The following is a 13,332-nucleotide window of genomic DNA, read 5'->3' on the forward strand; positions in this document are numbered from 1 at the left end:
TTCCGTCGTCACTTGGTCGCGGCCGGAACGTCTTCGCCGAGAAGCTTGCCGTCCGAGGTCTCGAACTGCTTCTTGAACTCCGCGACGGCGTCGGCGATGGCGGTGATGGTGTCGTCCGACATCTTGCCGCCCTCCTTGATGGAGGTCATGAGGCCCTGCTCCTTGCGGTGCAGGTACTCCAGGAGCTCCTTCTCGAAGCGGCGGACGTCGGAGACCGGTACCTCGTCCATCTTGCCGGTGGTGCCGGACCACACGGAGACGACCTGGTCCTCGGTCGGCATCGGCTGGTACTGCGGCTGCTTGAGCAGCTCGACCAGTCGCTGACCGCGCTCCAGCTGCGACTTCGACGCGGCGTCCAGGTCGGAACCGAAGGCGGCGAAGGCCTCCAGCTCGCGGTACTGGGCGAGGTCGAGACGGAGCCGGCCGGACACCTGGCGCATCGCCTTGTGCTGGGCGGAGCCACCGACGCGGGAGACCGAGATACCGACGTTCAGGGCCGGACGCTGGCCGGCGTTGAACAGGTCGGACTCCAGGAAGCACTGGCCGTCGGTGATGGAGATGACGTTGGTCGGGATGAACGCCGACACGTCGTTCGCCTTGGTCTCGACGATCGGCAGACCCGTCATCGAACCGGCACCCAGGGCGTCGGAGAGCTTCGCGCAGCGCTCCAGCAGACGGGAGTGCAGGTAGAAGACGTCACCGGGGTAGGCCTCGCGCCCCGGCGGACGGCGGAGCAGCAGGGACACGGCGCGGTAGGCGTCGGCCTGCTTCGAGAGGTCGTCGAAGATGATGAGGACGTGCTTGCCCTCGTACATCCACTGCTGGCCGATGGCCGAACCGGTGTACGGCGCAAGGTACTTGAAGCCGGCCGGGTCGGACGCCGGGGCGGCGACGATGGTCGTGTACTCCAGCGCGCCGGCCTCTTCGAGGGCGCCACGCACGGAGGCGATGGTCGAACCCTTCTGGCCGATGGCGACGTAGATGCAGCGGACCTGCTTCTTGGTGTCGCCCGAGCGCCAGTTGTCGCGCTGGTTGATGATCGTGTCGACGGCCAGCGCGGTCTTGCCGGTCTGACGGTCACCGATGATCAGCTGACGCTGGCCACGGCCGATCGGGGTCATCGCGTCGACGGCCTTGTAGCCCGTCTCCATCGGCTCGTGCACCGACTTGCGGATCATGACGCCCGGAGCCTGCAGCTCAAGGGCGCGGCGTCCGGTGGTCTCGATCTCGCCGAGGCCGTCGATCGGGTTGCCGAGCGGGTCGACGACGCGGCCGAGGTAGCCCTCGCCCACGGCGACGGACAGCACCTCACCGGTGCGGTGCACCGGCTGGCCCTCCTCGATACCGCTGAACTCGCCGAGGACGACCGCACCGATCTCGCGCTCTTCCAGGTTCAGCGCGAGGCCGAGGGTTCCGTCCTCGAACTTCAGCAGTTCGTTGGCCATCGCCGAGGGAAGACCCTCGATCTTGGCAATACCGTCGCCGGCGACGGTGACCGTACCGACCTCCTCGCGCGAGGCCGCGTCCGGCTTGTACGACTGGACAAAGTTCTCCAGCGCGTCCCGGATCTCCTCCGGCCGGATCGTGAGCTCCGCCATCTGGGTTCCCTGCTCTCCTTGTTGGGCCCGAAGTTTCACTTGGGGGGATGGGGACTCCCCCCGGTAAAGAGGTGAATCCTCTGCACGGCCCAACGAGGGCCGTAGGTACGTACTGCGTATGAAGTTGGGGCTAGCCGGCCATGCGGCGGCTGGCGTCCGCGAGACGGTCCGCGATGGAACCGTTGATGATCTCGTCGCCGACCTGCACCTGGATTCCGCCGAGGACCTCGGGGTCCACGTCGAGGTTGAGGTGCATCTGACGGCCGTAGAGCTTCGCCAGAGCGGCGCCGAGGCGCTGCTTCTGTCCGTCGCTCAGCGGAACCGCGGAGGTGACGACGGCGACCATGCGCTCGCGACGCTCGGCGGCGAGCTTGGACAGGGACTCGAGTCCCGCTTCCAGGCTACGTCCACGAGGCGCGGTCACAAGGCGCGTCACCAGACGCTCGGTCGTCGCGTCCGCCCGGCCGCCGAGCAGGCTGCGCAGCAGCGCGCTCTTGGCCGCGGTCGTCGCGGCGCGGTCGGTCAGCGCGGCACGCAGCCCGGTGTTCGAAGAGACGATCCGTCCGAACCGGAACAGCTCGTCCTCGACGTTGTCGAGCCTGCCTGCCTGCTGTGCCGAGGTGAGGTCGGCGAGGCTTGCCAGCTCTTCGAGGGCGTCCACGAGGTCGCGCGACTGCGACCAGCGCGAGCGCACCAGACCGGCCACCAGATCGGCGGTCGACCCGCTGACCTGGCTGCCGAACAGGCGCCCGGCCAGTTCGGCCTTCGCCTCTCCGGGCTGTGCCGGGTCGGTCAGGACCCGACGCAGTGACACCTCGCGGTGCAGCAGCGCGGTGACCGCGGCCAGCTCGTCCGCGAGCTGCGCCGCGTCCACGGACGTGTTGTCCGTCAGCGCGTCGAGACGCTCACGTGCGGCAGCGGTTGCCTCGCGGCTCGCTCCGTGCGCTGTCATCGAGCCGCCTCGGCCTTCTCCTCGAGCTCGTCGAGGAAGCGGTCGATGGTGCGGCTCTGCCGAGCGTTGTCCTCAAGGGCCTCGCCCACGAGCTTGCCGGCCAGGGCGGTGGCCAGCTGGCCGACGTCCTGACGCAGCGCCTGAGCCGCGGCCTTGCGGTCCGCCTCGATCTGCGTGTGACCGGCGGCGATGATCTCCTCACGCTGCCGCTGGCCTTCCGCACGCATCTCGGCGATGAGCGTGGCGCCCTGCTCCTGCGCCTCCTGGCGCAGCCGCGCGGCTTCGTGACGGGCCTCGTCGAGCTGAGACTTGTACTGCTCGAGCACGCTCTGGGCCTCGGTCTGAGCGGCCTCGGCCTTCTCGATACCGCCCTCGATGGCCTCGCGACGCTGCTCCAGAACCTTGTTGATGTTCGGGAGAAGCTTCTTGGCGAGGAAGCCGAAGACGATGACGAAGGCGATCAGGCCGATGACGAGCTCGTCGAGATGTGGGATCAGAGGATTCTGAGATTCCTCGGCCGCCGCAATGAACAGAGCGTTCACATCAGTGCCTTCCATGAAAGGGGTACGGGCTGTCTGGCCGTCTTACGACGGGTAGACAAAGCCCATGACGATGCCGATCAGGGCGAGCGCCTCACAGAAGGCGAAACCCATGATCTGGTTCGTACGGATCAGGGCCGCGGCTTCGGGCTGACGGGCGAGAGCCTGGGTGCCGTTACCGAAGATGATGCCGACGCCGACGCCGGGGCCGATGGCCGCAAGGCCGTAACCGATGGAGGCGACGTTGCCGGTGACAGCGGCGAGAGTCTCGGACATACCGGTTCTTCCTTCTCTTTCAAGGACCCGGTGGGGGTTGGCCACCGGGCGTCTGGGGGAGGAGATAGCAGGTGGGGCTCAGTGGTGCTTGGCGAGCGCACCCTGGACGTAGCTGGCAGCCAGGAGGACGAAGACGTACGCCTGAACGGCCTGGATGAAGAGCTCGAAGGCGGTCATCACGATGACCATCACGAACGAGGTGGCGGCGTAAACGACGCCGATGCCGTTCAGCAGGTACCAGGAGGCCAGCGAGAACATCACGATCAGCAGGTGTCCGGCGAACATGTTCGCGAACAGTCGCACCGCGTGTGTGAACGGCCTGATGATCAGGTTTGAGAAGAACTCGAGGACGACGATGAGCGGCAGGATCGGGCCGAGCGACTTGTCGTAACCGGTGATGTTCTTCCAGCCACCGACGAAGCCGTGCTTCTTGAAGGTGAGGCTGACCCAGAGGACGTACACGATCAGGGCCAGACCCGCTGGGAAGGCAATCAGCGACGTGACCGGGAACTGGGCGAGCGGGATGATCGACCAGATGTTCATCATCCAGACGAAGAAGAACAGCGAGACCATGAGCGGCACATACTTCTCGCCGTCCTTCTTGCCGATGATCTCGTAAACGATGCCACGGCGTACGAAGTCGTAGCCTGCCTCACCGACCATCTGAATCTTGCCGGGAATCAGCTTGGGCTTGTTGAACGCGGCCCAGAAGAACCCGATGACCACAAAGCAACCCAGGAGCGCCAACAGCATCGGCTTCGTGAAATCGAAGCCGGCCACGGTGAAGATGGGCTCGTACACGAACGTATGGAGACCCGGCGCCGGAAAGCCGCAACCGGTGAAGATGTGACAGCTTGCGTCGAAGGCGAGCATCTGGGGGTCAGCACTCACCGCGGGCTCCTTCAGCGTGGCGCATAGGTACGGCAACCTCGTTGTGTCGGCGCGGCGCGCAGCCGCGGTTCGGCACTGGACTGGTGTTACGGATGTGGGGGCGGCTGTGGGGCATCAAGCCTCGCGTTTGAGCAGGCGTCAGCTCAGATGCCCGCGCCCGCGATGCCGCAGTTGGCACCGGACGATAGCAGGGTCTGCTAGGCGCACTTATCCCGGCCCTACCCCTCACGACGAGTGCCCTGTCTTTTCGGGCTTGTCGCCCTTCGAAGACTCGGGTTCGACATAGAGGATCTTGGCCTTCATTTGGGCACGCGCCTGTGCACCGATCCACGCGAGCGTGGTGGCGACGAGCGTGATCGCGAAAGCTTTGGGGTTGAACAACGTCGTGTTCTTGAACGCGGCGACAAAGATGAACAGCAGAAGAACCTGTGCCATGTAGAGCATGAGCCCCATCGCCTGGAACAAGTGCGGAAGCGATTTGGCAGTGCGCTGCAGAACGTAGAGCCCGATACCCATGAAGAGGATCACGACCAGCGTCGCGACGACCGCCCCGACTGCTCCCTTGCCACCGGCGACCACACCACTGACGACGGCGGCAATCGCGCCGACGACAGCTGTGGGCACAGCGGCCTGAAGGAGAATCCGGGCGTCATTGGACGGCATGGCGGCAACTCCGCTTGCTAAGGGGGGCAGGGTGTCGTCATGGACGAGCGTAATCCCGGGCTGAGAGAGAACCTCACGCCAAGGGACCATCTCTCTCAGGTCCTTCGGCTCCGTCCCGGGTTCTCGTGAACCGTATCACAAACTATTTGATGAGGTCTTTACCTGGTTGGTGTGCTCGCTGTCACACATGAGAGTGAAGGTGCGCGTCTGTGCAATTTACTGGCCAACTTGTCTGGTATTGGGGCAGTTTGCCGACGCGCGGGGGCGCGGACCTCTTGCAAGATTCTTACCTTGGCGTCAGCGCGACGACCCGGCCTTACGCCGATCCAGGAAGCGCGAACGAGCGCCAATTGCCGTCGCCCCGTTGACTCCTGAGACTCCGGCAGCAACCGGCGTGCGGCCCTCCGGCGCCCCGTCCTCCTCGGCGAAGACCCCTGCCTCGAAGGCACCGGCCGGCACGGCCTCCGCTGCCTCGGGCGAGGCAGCTACGACCCTGCTACGGCGATAGCGCGGCGGCACGAAGCTCTCGGCCCAACGCGGGGTACGCGGCGTGAAGCGCGGCAGCAGGAGCAGGACCAGACCGACCGCGCTGAGCCCCATGATCCCGAGCACGATCCACATGGCGCCGGAGTTGACCGAGTACGCGAGGGCGCCGAAGGAGATCAGCGCCGACCAGAAGTACATGATCATGACCGCGCGGCTGTGCGAGTGCCCGACCTCCAGGAGGCGGTGGTGCAGGTGCCCGCGGTCCGCGGCGAACGGGGACTGTCCGCGCCAGGTGCGCCGCACGATGGCCAGGACCAGGTCGGCGGCCGGGATCGCGATGATCGTCAGCGGCAGCAGCAGCGGGATGAAGACGGGCACCGTCTGGTGCACGGTGTTCCGCTCGGAACCGGAGAACAGGTTCATCACGTCGGGGTCGATCTGCCCGGTGATGGAGATGGCGCCGCCGGCCAGCACGAGCCCGATGAGCATCGAGCCGGAGTCGCCCATGAAGATCCGCGCGGGGTGCATGTTGTGCGGCAGGAAGCCCAGGCACATACCCATCAGGATCGCCGCGAAGAGCGTGGCCGGGGCGGCGGCCTCGATTCCGTAGCTGTACCAGATGCGGTAGGCGTACAGGAAGAACGCGGCGGACGCGATGCACACCACTCCGGCGGCCAGACCGTCCAGGCCGTCCACGAAGTTCACCGCGTTGATGGTGATGACGACCAGGGCGACGGTGAGCAGGGTGCCCTGCCACGAGGTGAGCGCCACCAGGCCGACGCCCGGGATGGGCAGCCACAGGATCGTCAGACCCTGCACGACCATCACACCGGCCGCGATCATCTGGGCGCCCAGCTTGATCAGGGCGTCGATCTCGAACTTGTCGTCCAGGACACCGATCAGCCAGATCACCGCCGCGCCGGAGAGCAGGGCGCGCGGCTCATTGGAGTTCGCGAAGACGTCGCTGAGGTTCTCCAGGTGGTCCGCGACCAGAAGGCCCGCGCACAGCCCGAAGAACATCGCGATGCCGCCGAGCCGCGGGGTCGGTTCTCGGTGCACGTCACGCGCACGGATTTCCGGCATGGCTCCGGCCACGATCGCGAACTTCCGCACCGGCCCTGTCAGCAGATACGTCACCGCGGCCGTCACGCAGAGCGTCAGCAGGTATTCACGCACGGGCTTCCCCACAGGTCTCGCTGGCCATCTGAGCCCCACACCTTAGCGATGCATGCATATGGTTGGGGACTTCCGGGTAGCGACGATGGTTGCACGAGTGGCTGTGCACGAGGTTCCGTCTACCCCGCATCAGCCGGGATACGGCGGAAATCCGCTGGTCAGCTCCCGGACTTCGTCACGAACCGCCTTCGCGTCCGCCTCGTCCCGCAGCACACTCGTGAAGAGTACGGCGACCCGCGCCATCTCCGCCTCCCCCATCCCCTGCGTGGTCAGCGCCGCCGTACCCAGCCGCAGCCCCCGCGCGTCCCCATGCGGCAGCGCGCAGGTGTCGAGGACCATCCCGGCGGCGGCGAGACGTCCGCGGGCGGTGCGCCCGTCGACGCCGAGGGGCGCGGTGTCGACGGTGAGCAGGTGGGTGTCCGTGCCGCCGGTGGTGATCGCGAGCCCTTCCGCGTCCAGCGCCCCGGCGAGCACCCGGGCGTTGGCGACGACCTGATGGGCGTACGCCGTGAAGGCCGGGGTCGCCGCCTCGCCGAAGGCGACGGCCTTGGCGGCGATCGTGTGCATCTGGGCGCCACCCTGGGTGAACGGGAACACCGCCCGGTCGACGCGCTCGGCCAGCTCGCCGCCGCACAGGATCATGCCGCCGCGGGGGCCGCGGAGCACCTTGTGGGTGGTGGCGCAGACCACATCGGCGTACGGCACCGGATTGGGGGCCGCTCCCCCGGCGACGAGCCCGATGGGGTGGGCGGCGTCGACGATGAGATAGGCGCCCACTTCGTCGGCGATCTCCCGGAACAGCGCGTAGTCGATGTGCCGGGGATAGGAGATGGATCCGCAGACGATGGCCTTCGGGCGGTGCGTACGGGCCAGCGCGCGCGCCTGCTCGTGGTCGATGAGGCCGGTGTCCGCCTCGACGCCGTAACCGACGAAGTCGAACCACCTTCCGGAGAAGTTCGCGGGCGACCCGTGCGTGAGGTGACCGCCGAAGGGCAGCCCCATCGCCAGAACGGTGTCACCGGGGCGCAGCAGGGCGGCGTACGCGGCGAGGACCGCCGAACTCCCCGAGTGGGACTGCACGTTGGCGTGCTCGGCGCCGAAGAGCGCCTTCGCGCGGTCCACCGCGACCCGTTCGGCGACGTCCACGATCTCGCAGCCGCCGTGGTGGCGGGCGCCCGGATATCCCTCGGCGTACTTGTTGGCCAGCGGCGACCCGAGCGCGGCCAGCACGGCCGGCGAGGTGAAGTTCTCGGCCGCGATCAGCTGCAGGGTCGTCGACTGCCGTGCCAGCTCGCCGAGCAGGATCTCGGCGAGCTCCGGGTCCTGCCGACGCAGAACATCCGCTTCCAGCGTGTGTGTGACCGGCATGGTGGACTCCGGACCTCGGCGTGGGGGTGCGCTACGTCCAATGTAGAACCGGGACCGATGGGTCGCCCGGTGTCGGCGTCCGCCGGGGCATGCGGGCCCCCGGCAAGGGCCTACGTACGGGCACGTACCCCCGTGAGCGCCGTCACCACCGGATCCAGCGCCTCGTTGATCTCGTCCCCGATGGACCGGAAGAACGGCAGTGGGGCGCCGTAGGGGTCGAAGACCTCGTCCGCCTCCGCGGTGGGGGCCAGGAGCCAGCCGCGCAGCGCCGCCGCGGCCCGTACCAGGGCGCGGGCGCGCTCGATCACTCCCTCCTCAAGGGGTGGGAGCGTGGCGGGATCTATGGCCCGTACGAGTCGGGTGAACTCCTTGAGGGTGAAGGTGCGCAGGCCCGCCGAGTGGCCCATGGAGATGACCTGGGCGCGGTGGTCGCGAGTGGCGGTGAGGACCAGGTCGGCGCGGATGACGTGGTCGTCGAGGAGTTCGCGGCCCACGAAGCCGGAGGGGTCCGCGCCGTAGTCGGTGAGGACCGTGGCGGCGTTGGTCTCCATGGGCGCGCCTTCGTGCCCCCAGGTGCCCGCGCTCTCCACGATGAGACCGCCCCACAGGGGGTCGCCGAGCCGGTCCGCGAGGGCATGGCGGGTCAGCCGCTCGGTGATCGGCGAGCGGCACACGTTCCCGGTGCTGACGTGGAGGATGCGGAAGGACCCCCTGGGAGAACCGTTGGCCCCCGTGATCCCCGTGCCTATGCCACGCCCCGCGTCAGGGGCTGTCAATTCGCCACCTCGAGGTCGGGTACGACCTTCCGGAGCTCCTCGGCCGACAGTGCCCCCTCGCGCAGCAGCACGGGCACCTTGCCGGTCACGTCGACGATCGAGGAGGGGACGATGCCGGGGGTCGGGCCGCCGTCCAGGTAGACGGAGACGGAGTCGCCGAGCATCTCCTGCGCGGCGTCACAGTCCTCAGGCGAGGGGTGACCCGTGAGGTTGGCGGAGGAGACGGCCATCGGGCCGACCTCGGTGAGCAGTTCGATGGCTACGGGGTGCAGCGGCATGCGCACGGCGACGGTGCCGCGGGTGTCGCCCAGGTCCCACTGGAGGGACGGCTGGTGCTTGGCGACGAGGGTGAGCGCGCCCGGCCAGAACGCGTCGACCAGCTCCCAGGCCATCTCGGAGAAGTCCGTGACCAGGCCGTGCAGGGTGTTCGGGGAGCCGATGAGGACGGGGGTGGGCATGTTGCGGCCCCGGCCCTTGGCGTCGAGGAGATCGGCGACGGCCGCGGAGGAGAACGCGTCGGCGCCGATGCCGTACACCGTGTCCGTCGGGAGGACGACCAGCTCGCCACGGCGGACGGCGGACGCGGCTTCACGCAGACCGGTGGTGCGGTCGGTCGCGTCGTTGGTGTCGTATCGCCGTGCCATTTAGCGGTCCTCCTCGTACACGTACTGCTGCCTGGGGAACTCGATGCGCGTGCTCACGGCATCGCCTTGCGGGCGGTCGCGAACCGCGGCCGGTTGTTGAGGTCCGGGTGGTCGGCCGCGTCGGCCCAGCCCCGCTCCTCGGTGAAGATCCACGGCACCTGCCCGCCCTGGGTGTCGGCGTGCTCGATGACGACGACGCCGCCGGGCCGCAGCAGACGGTGCGCGGTGCGCTCGATGCCGCGGATCAGGTCGAGGCCGTCCTCCCCCGAGAACAGGGCGAGTTCGGGATCGTAGTCCCGGGCCTCCGGCTGGACGTACTCCCATTCCGTGAGCGGGATGTACGGCGGGTTGGAGACGACCAGGTCGACATGGCCGTCGAGGTCGGGAAAGGCCTCCAGAGCGTCCCCCTGGCGCAGGTCGACCCTGGAGCCCGCGACGTTCTTGCGGGTCCACTGGAGGGCGTCCTCGGACAGCTCCACGGCGTGCACACGGGAGCGCGGGACCTCCTGCGCGAGGGCGAGCGCGATGGCGCCGGAGCCCGTGCACAGGTCGACGATCAGCGGCTCCACGACATCCATGGCGCGCACGGCGTCTATGGCCCAGCCGACGACGGACTCGGTCTCCGGACGCGGCACGAACACCCCTGGCCCGACCTGGAGTTCCAGGTACCGGAAGTAGGCGCGTCCGGTGATGTGCTGGAGCGGCTCGCGTGCCTCGCGGCGCGCGGTCACCTCCCAGTAACGGGCGTCGAAGTCGGTGTCCTTGACGGTGTGCAGCTCGCCCCGCTTCACGCCGTGCACGAAGGCGGCGAGCTCCTCCGCGTCATTACGCGGCGAGGGCACGCCGGCGTCGGCCAGCCGCTGGGTGGCCTGGGCCACTTCCGCGAGCAGCAGGTTCACGCTGGTCCTCCGGGCTGAGCTGTTGTCATGAGGTGGGTGGAACTCTTACGCGGCGGCGAGCTTCGCGGCCGAGTCCGCGTCGACGCAGGCCTGGATCATCGCGTCCAGGTCGCCGTCGAGGACCTGATCCAAGTTGTACGCCTTGAAGCCGACCCGGTGGTCCGAGATGCGATTCTCCGGGAAGTTGTACGTACGGATCTTCTCGGAGCGGTCGACGGTGCGGACCTGGCTGCGGCGGGCGTCCGCGGCCTCCCGTTCCGCTTCCTCCTGCGCCGCCGCGAGGAGCCTGGAGCGCAGGATACGCATCGCCTGCTCCTTGTTCTGCAGCTGGCTCTTCTCGTTCTGACAGGAAGCGACGACTCCGGTGGGAATATGCGTGATGCGTACCGCGGAGTCGGTGGTGTTGACGGACTGGCCGCCGGGACCCGAGGAGCGGTAGACGTCGATGCGCAGGTCGTTGGCGTGGATCTCGACGTCGACCTCCTCGGCCTCGGGCGTGACCAGCACACCGGCGGCGGAGGTGTGGATGCGGCCCTGTGACTCGGTCGACGGCACGCGCTGTACGCGGTGCACCCCGCCCTCGTACTTCAGCCGCGCCCAGACACCCTGGCCCGGCTCGGTCGCACCCTGGCCGCCCTTGGTCTTCACGGCGACCTGGACGTCCTTGTAGCCGCCGAGCTCGGACTCGGTGGCGTCGATGATCTCGGTCTTCCAGCCGACGCGCTCGGCGTAGCGCAGGTACATGCGCAGCAGGTCGCCTGCGAAGAGGGCCGACTCGTCGCCGCCCGCGCCCGCCTTGACCTCGAGGATGACGTCCTTGTCGTCGTTGGGGTCGCGCGGGACCAGCAGCAGCCGGAGCTTCTCCGTCAGCTCCTCGCGCTGCTTCTCCAGCTCCTTGACCTCGGCGGCGAAGTCCGGGTCGTCGGCCACGAACTCCTTCGCCGTCTCGATGTCGTCCCCGGTCTGCTTCCAGGAGCGGTACGTCGCGACGATCGGGGTCAGCTCCGCGTAGCGCTTGTTGAGCTTGCGCGCGTTGGCCTGGTCGGCGTGCACCGACGGGTCAGCGAGCTTCGTCTCCAGATCGGCGTGCTCGCCGATCAGTTCCTCGACCGCCTCGAACATCTCCGGCTCCAATGGGCTGCCCCCGGCTCCGTGACGGGCTCGGGGACGTAGATAAAACGAATGGGGGCTGCACCGCAAAGCGCCGGTCCCGACGCCCCCGTGCAGGGGCGCCGGAGACCGGCGCTGTGAGGTCGCTACTTCGTGGCAGCGGCAGCCTTGCCGAAGCGGGCCTCGAAGCGGGCCACGCGGCCACCGGTGTCGAGGATCTTCTGCTTGCCCGTGTAGAACGGGTGGCACTCGGAGCAGACCTCGGCACGGACGGTGCCGCTGGAGATCGTGCTACGGGTGGTGAACGACGCGCCACAGGTGCAGCTGACCTGCGTCTCGACGTACTCGGGGTGGATGTCGCGCTTCAAGGTGTCTCCTAGTTTCGGGAGGGCGCCGGGTCGCCGCCGCGGATTGCGGGTGCGTGAACCGGAGCCGACGTACCAGTCTGCCAGGACTGGCCGCATCCCCCAAAACCGGGGGGCGCCATGATCTATTCCCGGGAGCTTCCCGGTGCAGCTCAGCCGGCGCTGACGACGTCCTTCGCGGTGCCCGTGGCAGTGCCCTCGGTGGCGGACTTCGGGATCACCTGGTCGTTCTTCAGGGCGTCCCAGACCAGCTTGTCCTTGGCCTCGTCGATGAGCACGCGGTTGGCGTTCGCGCTGTCGTACTGGACCGGCATCGTCACCATGGTCATCTTCGAGGAGCTGATGCCCTTGAGGCCGCCCGCGAAGGACACCAGGTCGTTGACGGACTTCAGGTCGGAGTCGGTGGTGATGGCGCTGGTGGCGGTGTCGGCGAGTTCGAGCAGCTTGGTCGGGCTGGTCAGCAGGCCGATGCTCTTGACCTGGTTCATCAGGGCCTTGATGAACGCCTGCTGGAGCTGGATCCGGCCGAGGTCGGAGCCGTCACCGACGCCGTGCCGGGTGCGGACCAGGCCGAGCGCCTGCTCGCCGTCGAGGGTGTGGGTGCCGGCCGTGAGGTTCAGGTGGCTGTCGGGGTCGTTGATGTCCTGGGTGGTGGTGATCTTCACGCCGCCCAGGTCGTCGATGAGCTTCTGGAAGCCGCTGAAGTCGACCTCGATGTAGTGGTCCATGCGGATCCCGCTCATGGACTCGACGGTCTTCACGGCGCAGGCCGCGCCCCCGGTGGAGTACGCGGAGTTGAACATGACGTCGGAGGCCGCGTCGTGCGTGACTCCGTTGGCGTCGGTGCAGGAGGGGCGCTCGACGAGGGTGTCGCGGGGTATGGAGACCACACTGGCCGACTTGTGGCCCTCGTACACGTGCACGACCATCGCGGTGTCCGAGCGGGCGCTGCCGTCGTCGGTGCCGCCGCCCAGCTTCTCGTTGGAGCCGGAGCGGGTGTCGGAGCCCAGGACCAGGATGTTCTCGGAGCCGTTGTCGACCTTCGCCGGCCGGTCCGTGCCAAGGACCTGGTTGATGTCGACGCTCTTGATGTTTCCGTTGAGCTTGAAGTACAGGTATCCGGCGCCGGTGCCGCCCAGCACGACGATGCCCGCCGCGACCCAGGCCGTGATCAGCAGGCCCTTGCGGCGCTTGCTGCGGGCCTTGCGGCGGCGGCCCTTCGCGCGGTGGCGCGGGGCGCTGGTGCCGGACTCCCCGGATATGCCGGGTTCCGACGTGCTCTCGGCAGGCATGTGCTCCTCAGTCCTTGTTCGGGTCGGTTACCCCCTGCTTTCAGGCTCAGGCCCGTTCGTCGTGACACATGCACCTCCATGGTCACTCCGTACGGTCAGACGGGGAAACTCGGGCAAGGGTTGCACGACGCTCTGTGCCCAAGTTGTGGGCATACGGGCACAGTGGGTCACCGGGGAGTCCATGGGAACCCCCGCTCACCTGCGATTTCAGCTGAATTAGCCGTGCTGTTCGAAATCGGCACCGATCCCGGCTCCTGTGGCAAAGATCTCGCTGATCGCCTGTCGGCCGGTGCCACG

Annotated in this window: 14 protein-coding genes; all 14 read right to left on the minus strand. The window is 67.9% G+C overall.

The features are described 5' to 3' along the window. Nucleotides 1–8: 8 nt before the first annotated feature. Nucleotides 9–1,598, minus strand: coding sequence for a F0F1 ATP synthase subunit alpha (atpA, locus tag ACFWP7_RS19130; protein WP_384382711.1), 1,590 nt, complete (start codon nt 1,596–1,598; stop codon nt 9–11). Nucleotides 1,599–1,728: 130 nt separating this feature from the next. Continuing rightward, the gene (locus ACFWP7_RS19135; protein WP_384382712.1) at nt 1,729–2,550 is read right to left on the minus strand and encodes a F0F1 ATP synthase subunit delta; all 822 of its coding nucleotides are present in this window, start codon (nt 2,548–2,550) and stop codon (nt 1,729–1,731) included. Further along, a complete protein-coding gene (locus ACFWP7_RS19140) occupies nt 2,547–3,092 on the minus strand; it encodes a F0F1 ATP synthase subunit B (RefSeq protein WP_384382713.1) in 546 nt (181 codons plus the stop codon). The genes ACFWP7_RS19135 and ACFWP7_RS19140 overlap by 4 nt, the downstream gene beginning before the upstream one ends. 42 nt (nt 3,093–3,134) lie before the next feature. Then, nucleotides 3,135–3,365: an ATP synthase F0 subunit C gene (gene atpE, locus ACFWP7_RS19145; protein ID WP_384382714.1), complete on the minus strand. Its 231-nt coding sequence runs from the start codon at nt 3,363–3,365 to the stop codon at nt 3,135–3,137. Between the two features lie 78 nt (nt 3,366–3,443). Continuing rightward, on the minus strand, nt 3,444–4,256 hold the full coding sequence (gene atpB, locus ACFWP7_RS19150; RefSeq protein WP_384382715.1) for a F0F1 ATP synthase subunit A: 813 nt from the start codon (nt 4,254–4,256) through the stop codon (nt 3,444–3,446). A 225-nt stretch (nt 4,257–4,481) separates the two neighbouring features. Continuing rightward, nucleotides 4,482–4,919, minus strand: a complete 438-nt coding sequence (locus ACFWP7_RS19155) for a hypothetical protein (protein ID WP_384382716.1) — start codon at nt 4,917–4,919, stop codon at nt 4,482–4,484. Nucleotides 4,920–5,216: 297 nt separating this feature from the next. Then, nucleotides 5,217–6,581, minus strand: coding sequence for an MraY family glycosyltransferase (locus ACFWP7_RS19160; protein ID WP_384382717.1), 1,365 nt, complete (start codon nt 6,579–6,581; stop codon nt 5,217–5,219). 129 nt (nt 6,582–6,710) lie between these two features. Then, nucleotides 6,711–7,949, minus strand: coding sequence for a serine hydroxymethyltransferase (gene glyA, locus ACFWP7_RS19165; protein WP_384382718.1), 1,239 nt, complete (start codon nt 7,947–7,949; stop codon nt 6,711–6,713). A 110-nt stretch (nt 7,950–8,059) separates the two neighbouring features. Then, the gene (locus ACFWP7_RS19170; protein ID WP_365441015.1) at nt 8,060–8,725 is read right to left on the minus strand and encodes a protein-tyrosine-phosphatase; all 666 of its coding nucleotides are present in this window, start codon (nt 8,723–8,725) and stop codon (nt 8,060–8,062) included. Beyond that, on the minus strand, nt 8,722–9,369 hold the full coding sequence (locus tag ACFWP7_RS19175; RefSeq protein WP_384382719.1) for an L-threonylcarbamoyladenylate synthase: 648 nt from the start codon (nt 9,367–9,369) through the stop codon (nt 8,722–8,724). Before ACFWP7_RS19175 ends, ACFWP7_RS19170 begins: the two co-directional genes overlap by 4 nt. A 53-nt stretch (nt 9,370–9,422) precedes the next feature. Further along, nucleotides 9,423–10,268, minus strand: coding sequence for a peptide chain release factor N(5)-glutamine methyltransferase (gene prmC / locus ACFWP7_RS19180; protein ID WP_384382720.1), 846 nt, complete (start codon nt 10,266–10,268; stop codon nt 9,423–9,425). A 45-nt stretch (nt 10,269–10,313) separates the two neighbouring features. Continuing rightward, nucleotides 10,314–11,390 carry a peptide chain release factor 1 gene (gene prfA / locus ACFWP7_RS19185; RefSeq protein ID WP_384382721.1) on the minus strand — a complete coding sequence of 359 codons (1,077 nt, stop codon included), beginning with the start codon at nt 11,388–11,390 and terminating at the stop codon, nt 10,314–10,316. A gap of 134 nt (nt 11,391–11,524) precedes the next feature. Then, complete coding sequence (gene rpmE, locus ACFWP7_RS19190) at nt 11,525–11,746, minus strand: 50S ribosomal protein L31 (RefSeq protein ID WP_365441023.1); 222 nt, start codon at nt 11,744–11,746, stop codon at nt 11,525–11,527. A 149-nt stretch (nt 11,747–11,895) separates the two neighbouring features. Continuing rightward, nucleotides 11,896–13,035 carry an LCP family protein gene (locus ACFWP7_RS19195; RefSeq protein ID WP_384382722.1) on the minus strand — a complete coding sequence of 380 codons (1,140 nt, stop codon included), beginning with the start codon at nt 13,033–13,035 and terminating at the stop codon, nt 11,896–11,898. Nucleotides 13,036–13,332 lie beyond the last annotated feature (297 nt).

It is taken from the genome of Streptomyces sp. NPDC058470, from assembly GCF_042721055.1.
Taxonomy (GTDB): domain Bacteria; phylum Actinomycetota; class Actinomycetes; order Streptomycetales; family Streptomycetaceae; genus Streptomyces.

Excerpts from the sequence above, each read along its gene's own strand:
- atpA (WP_384382711.1), bottom strand. The coding sequence starts at position 1,598 with ATGGCGGAGCTCACGATCCGGCCGGAGGAGATCCGGGACGCGCTGGAG.
- ACFWP7_RS19135 (WP_384382712.1), bottom strand. The coding sequence starts at position 2,550 with ATGACAGCGCACGGAGCGAGCCGCGAGGCAACCGCTGCCGCACGTGAG.
- atpE (WP_384382714.1), bottom strand. The coding sequence starts at position 3,365 with ATGTCCGAGACTCTCGCCGCTGTCACCGGCAACGTCGCCTCCATCGGT.
- ACFWP7_RS19155 (WP_384382716.1), bottom strand. The coding sequence starts at position 4,919 with ATGCCGTCCAATGACGCCCGGATTCTCCTTCAGGCCGCTGTGCCCACA.
- glyA (WP_384382718.1), bottom strand. The coding sequence starts at position 7,949 with ATGCCGGTCACACACACGCTGGAAGCGGATGTTCTGCGTCGGCAGGAC.
- ACFWP7_RS19175 (WP_384382719.1), bottom strand. The coding sequence starts at position 9,369 with ATGGCACGGCGATACGACACCAACGACGCGACCGACCGCACCACCGGT.
- prfA (WP_384382721.1), bottom strand. The coding sequence starts at position 11,390 with ATGTTCGAGGCGGTCGAGGAACTGATCGGCGAGCACGCCGATCTGGAG.
- ACFWP7_RS19195 (WP_384382722.1), bottom strand. The coding sequence starts at position 13,035 with ATGCCTGCCGAGAGCACGTCGGAACCCGGCATATCCGGGGAGTCCGGC.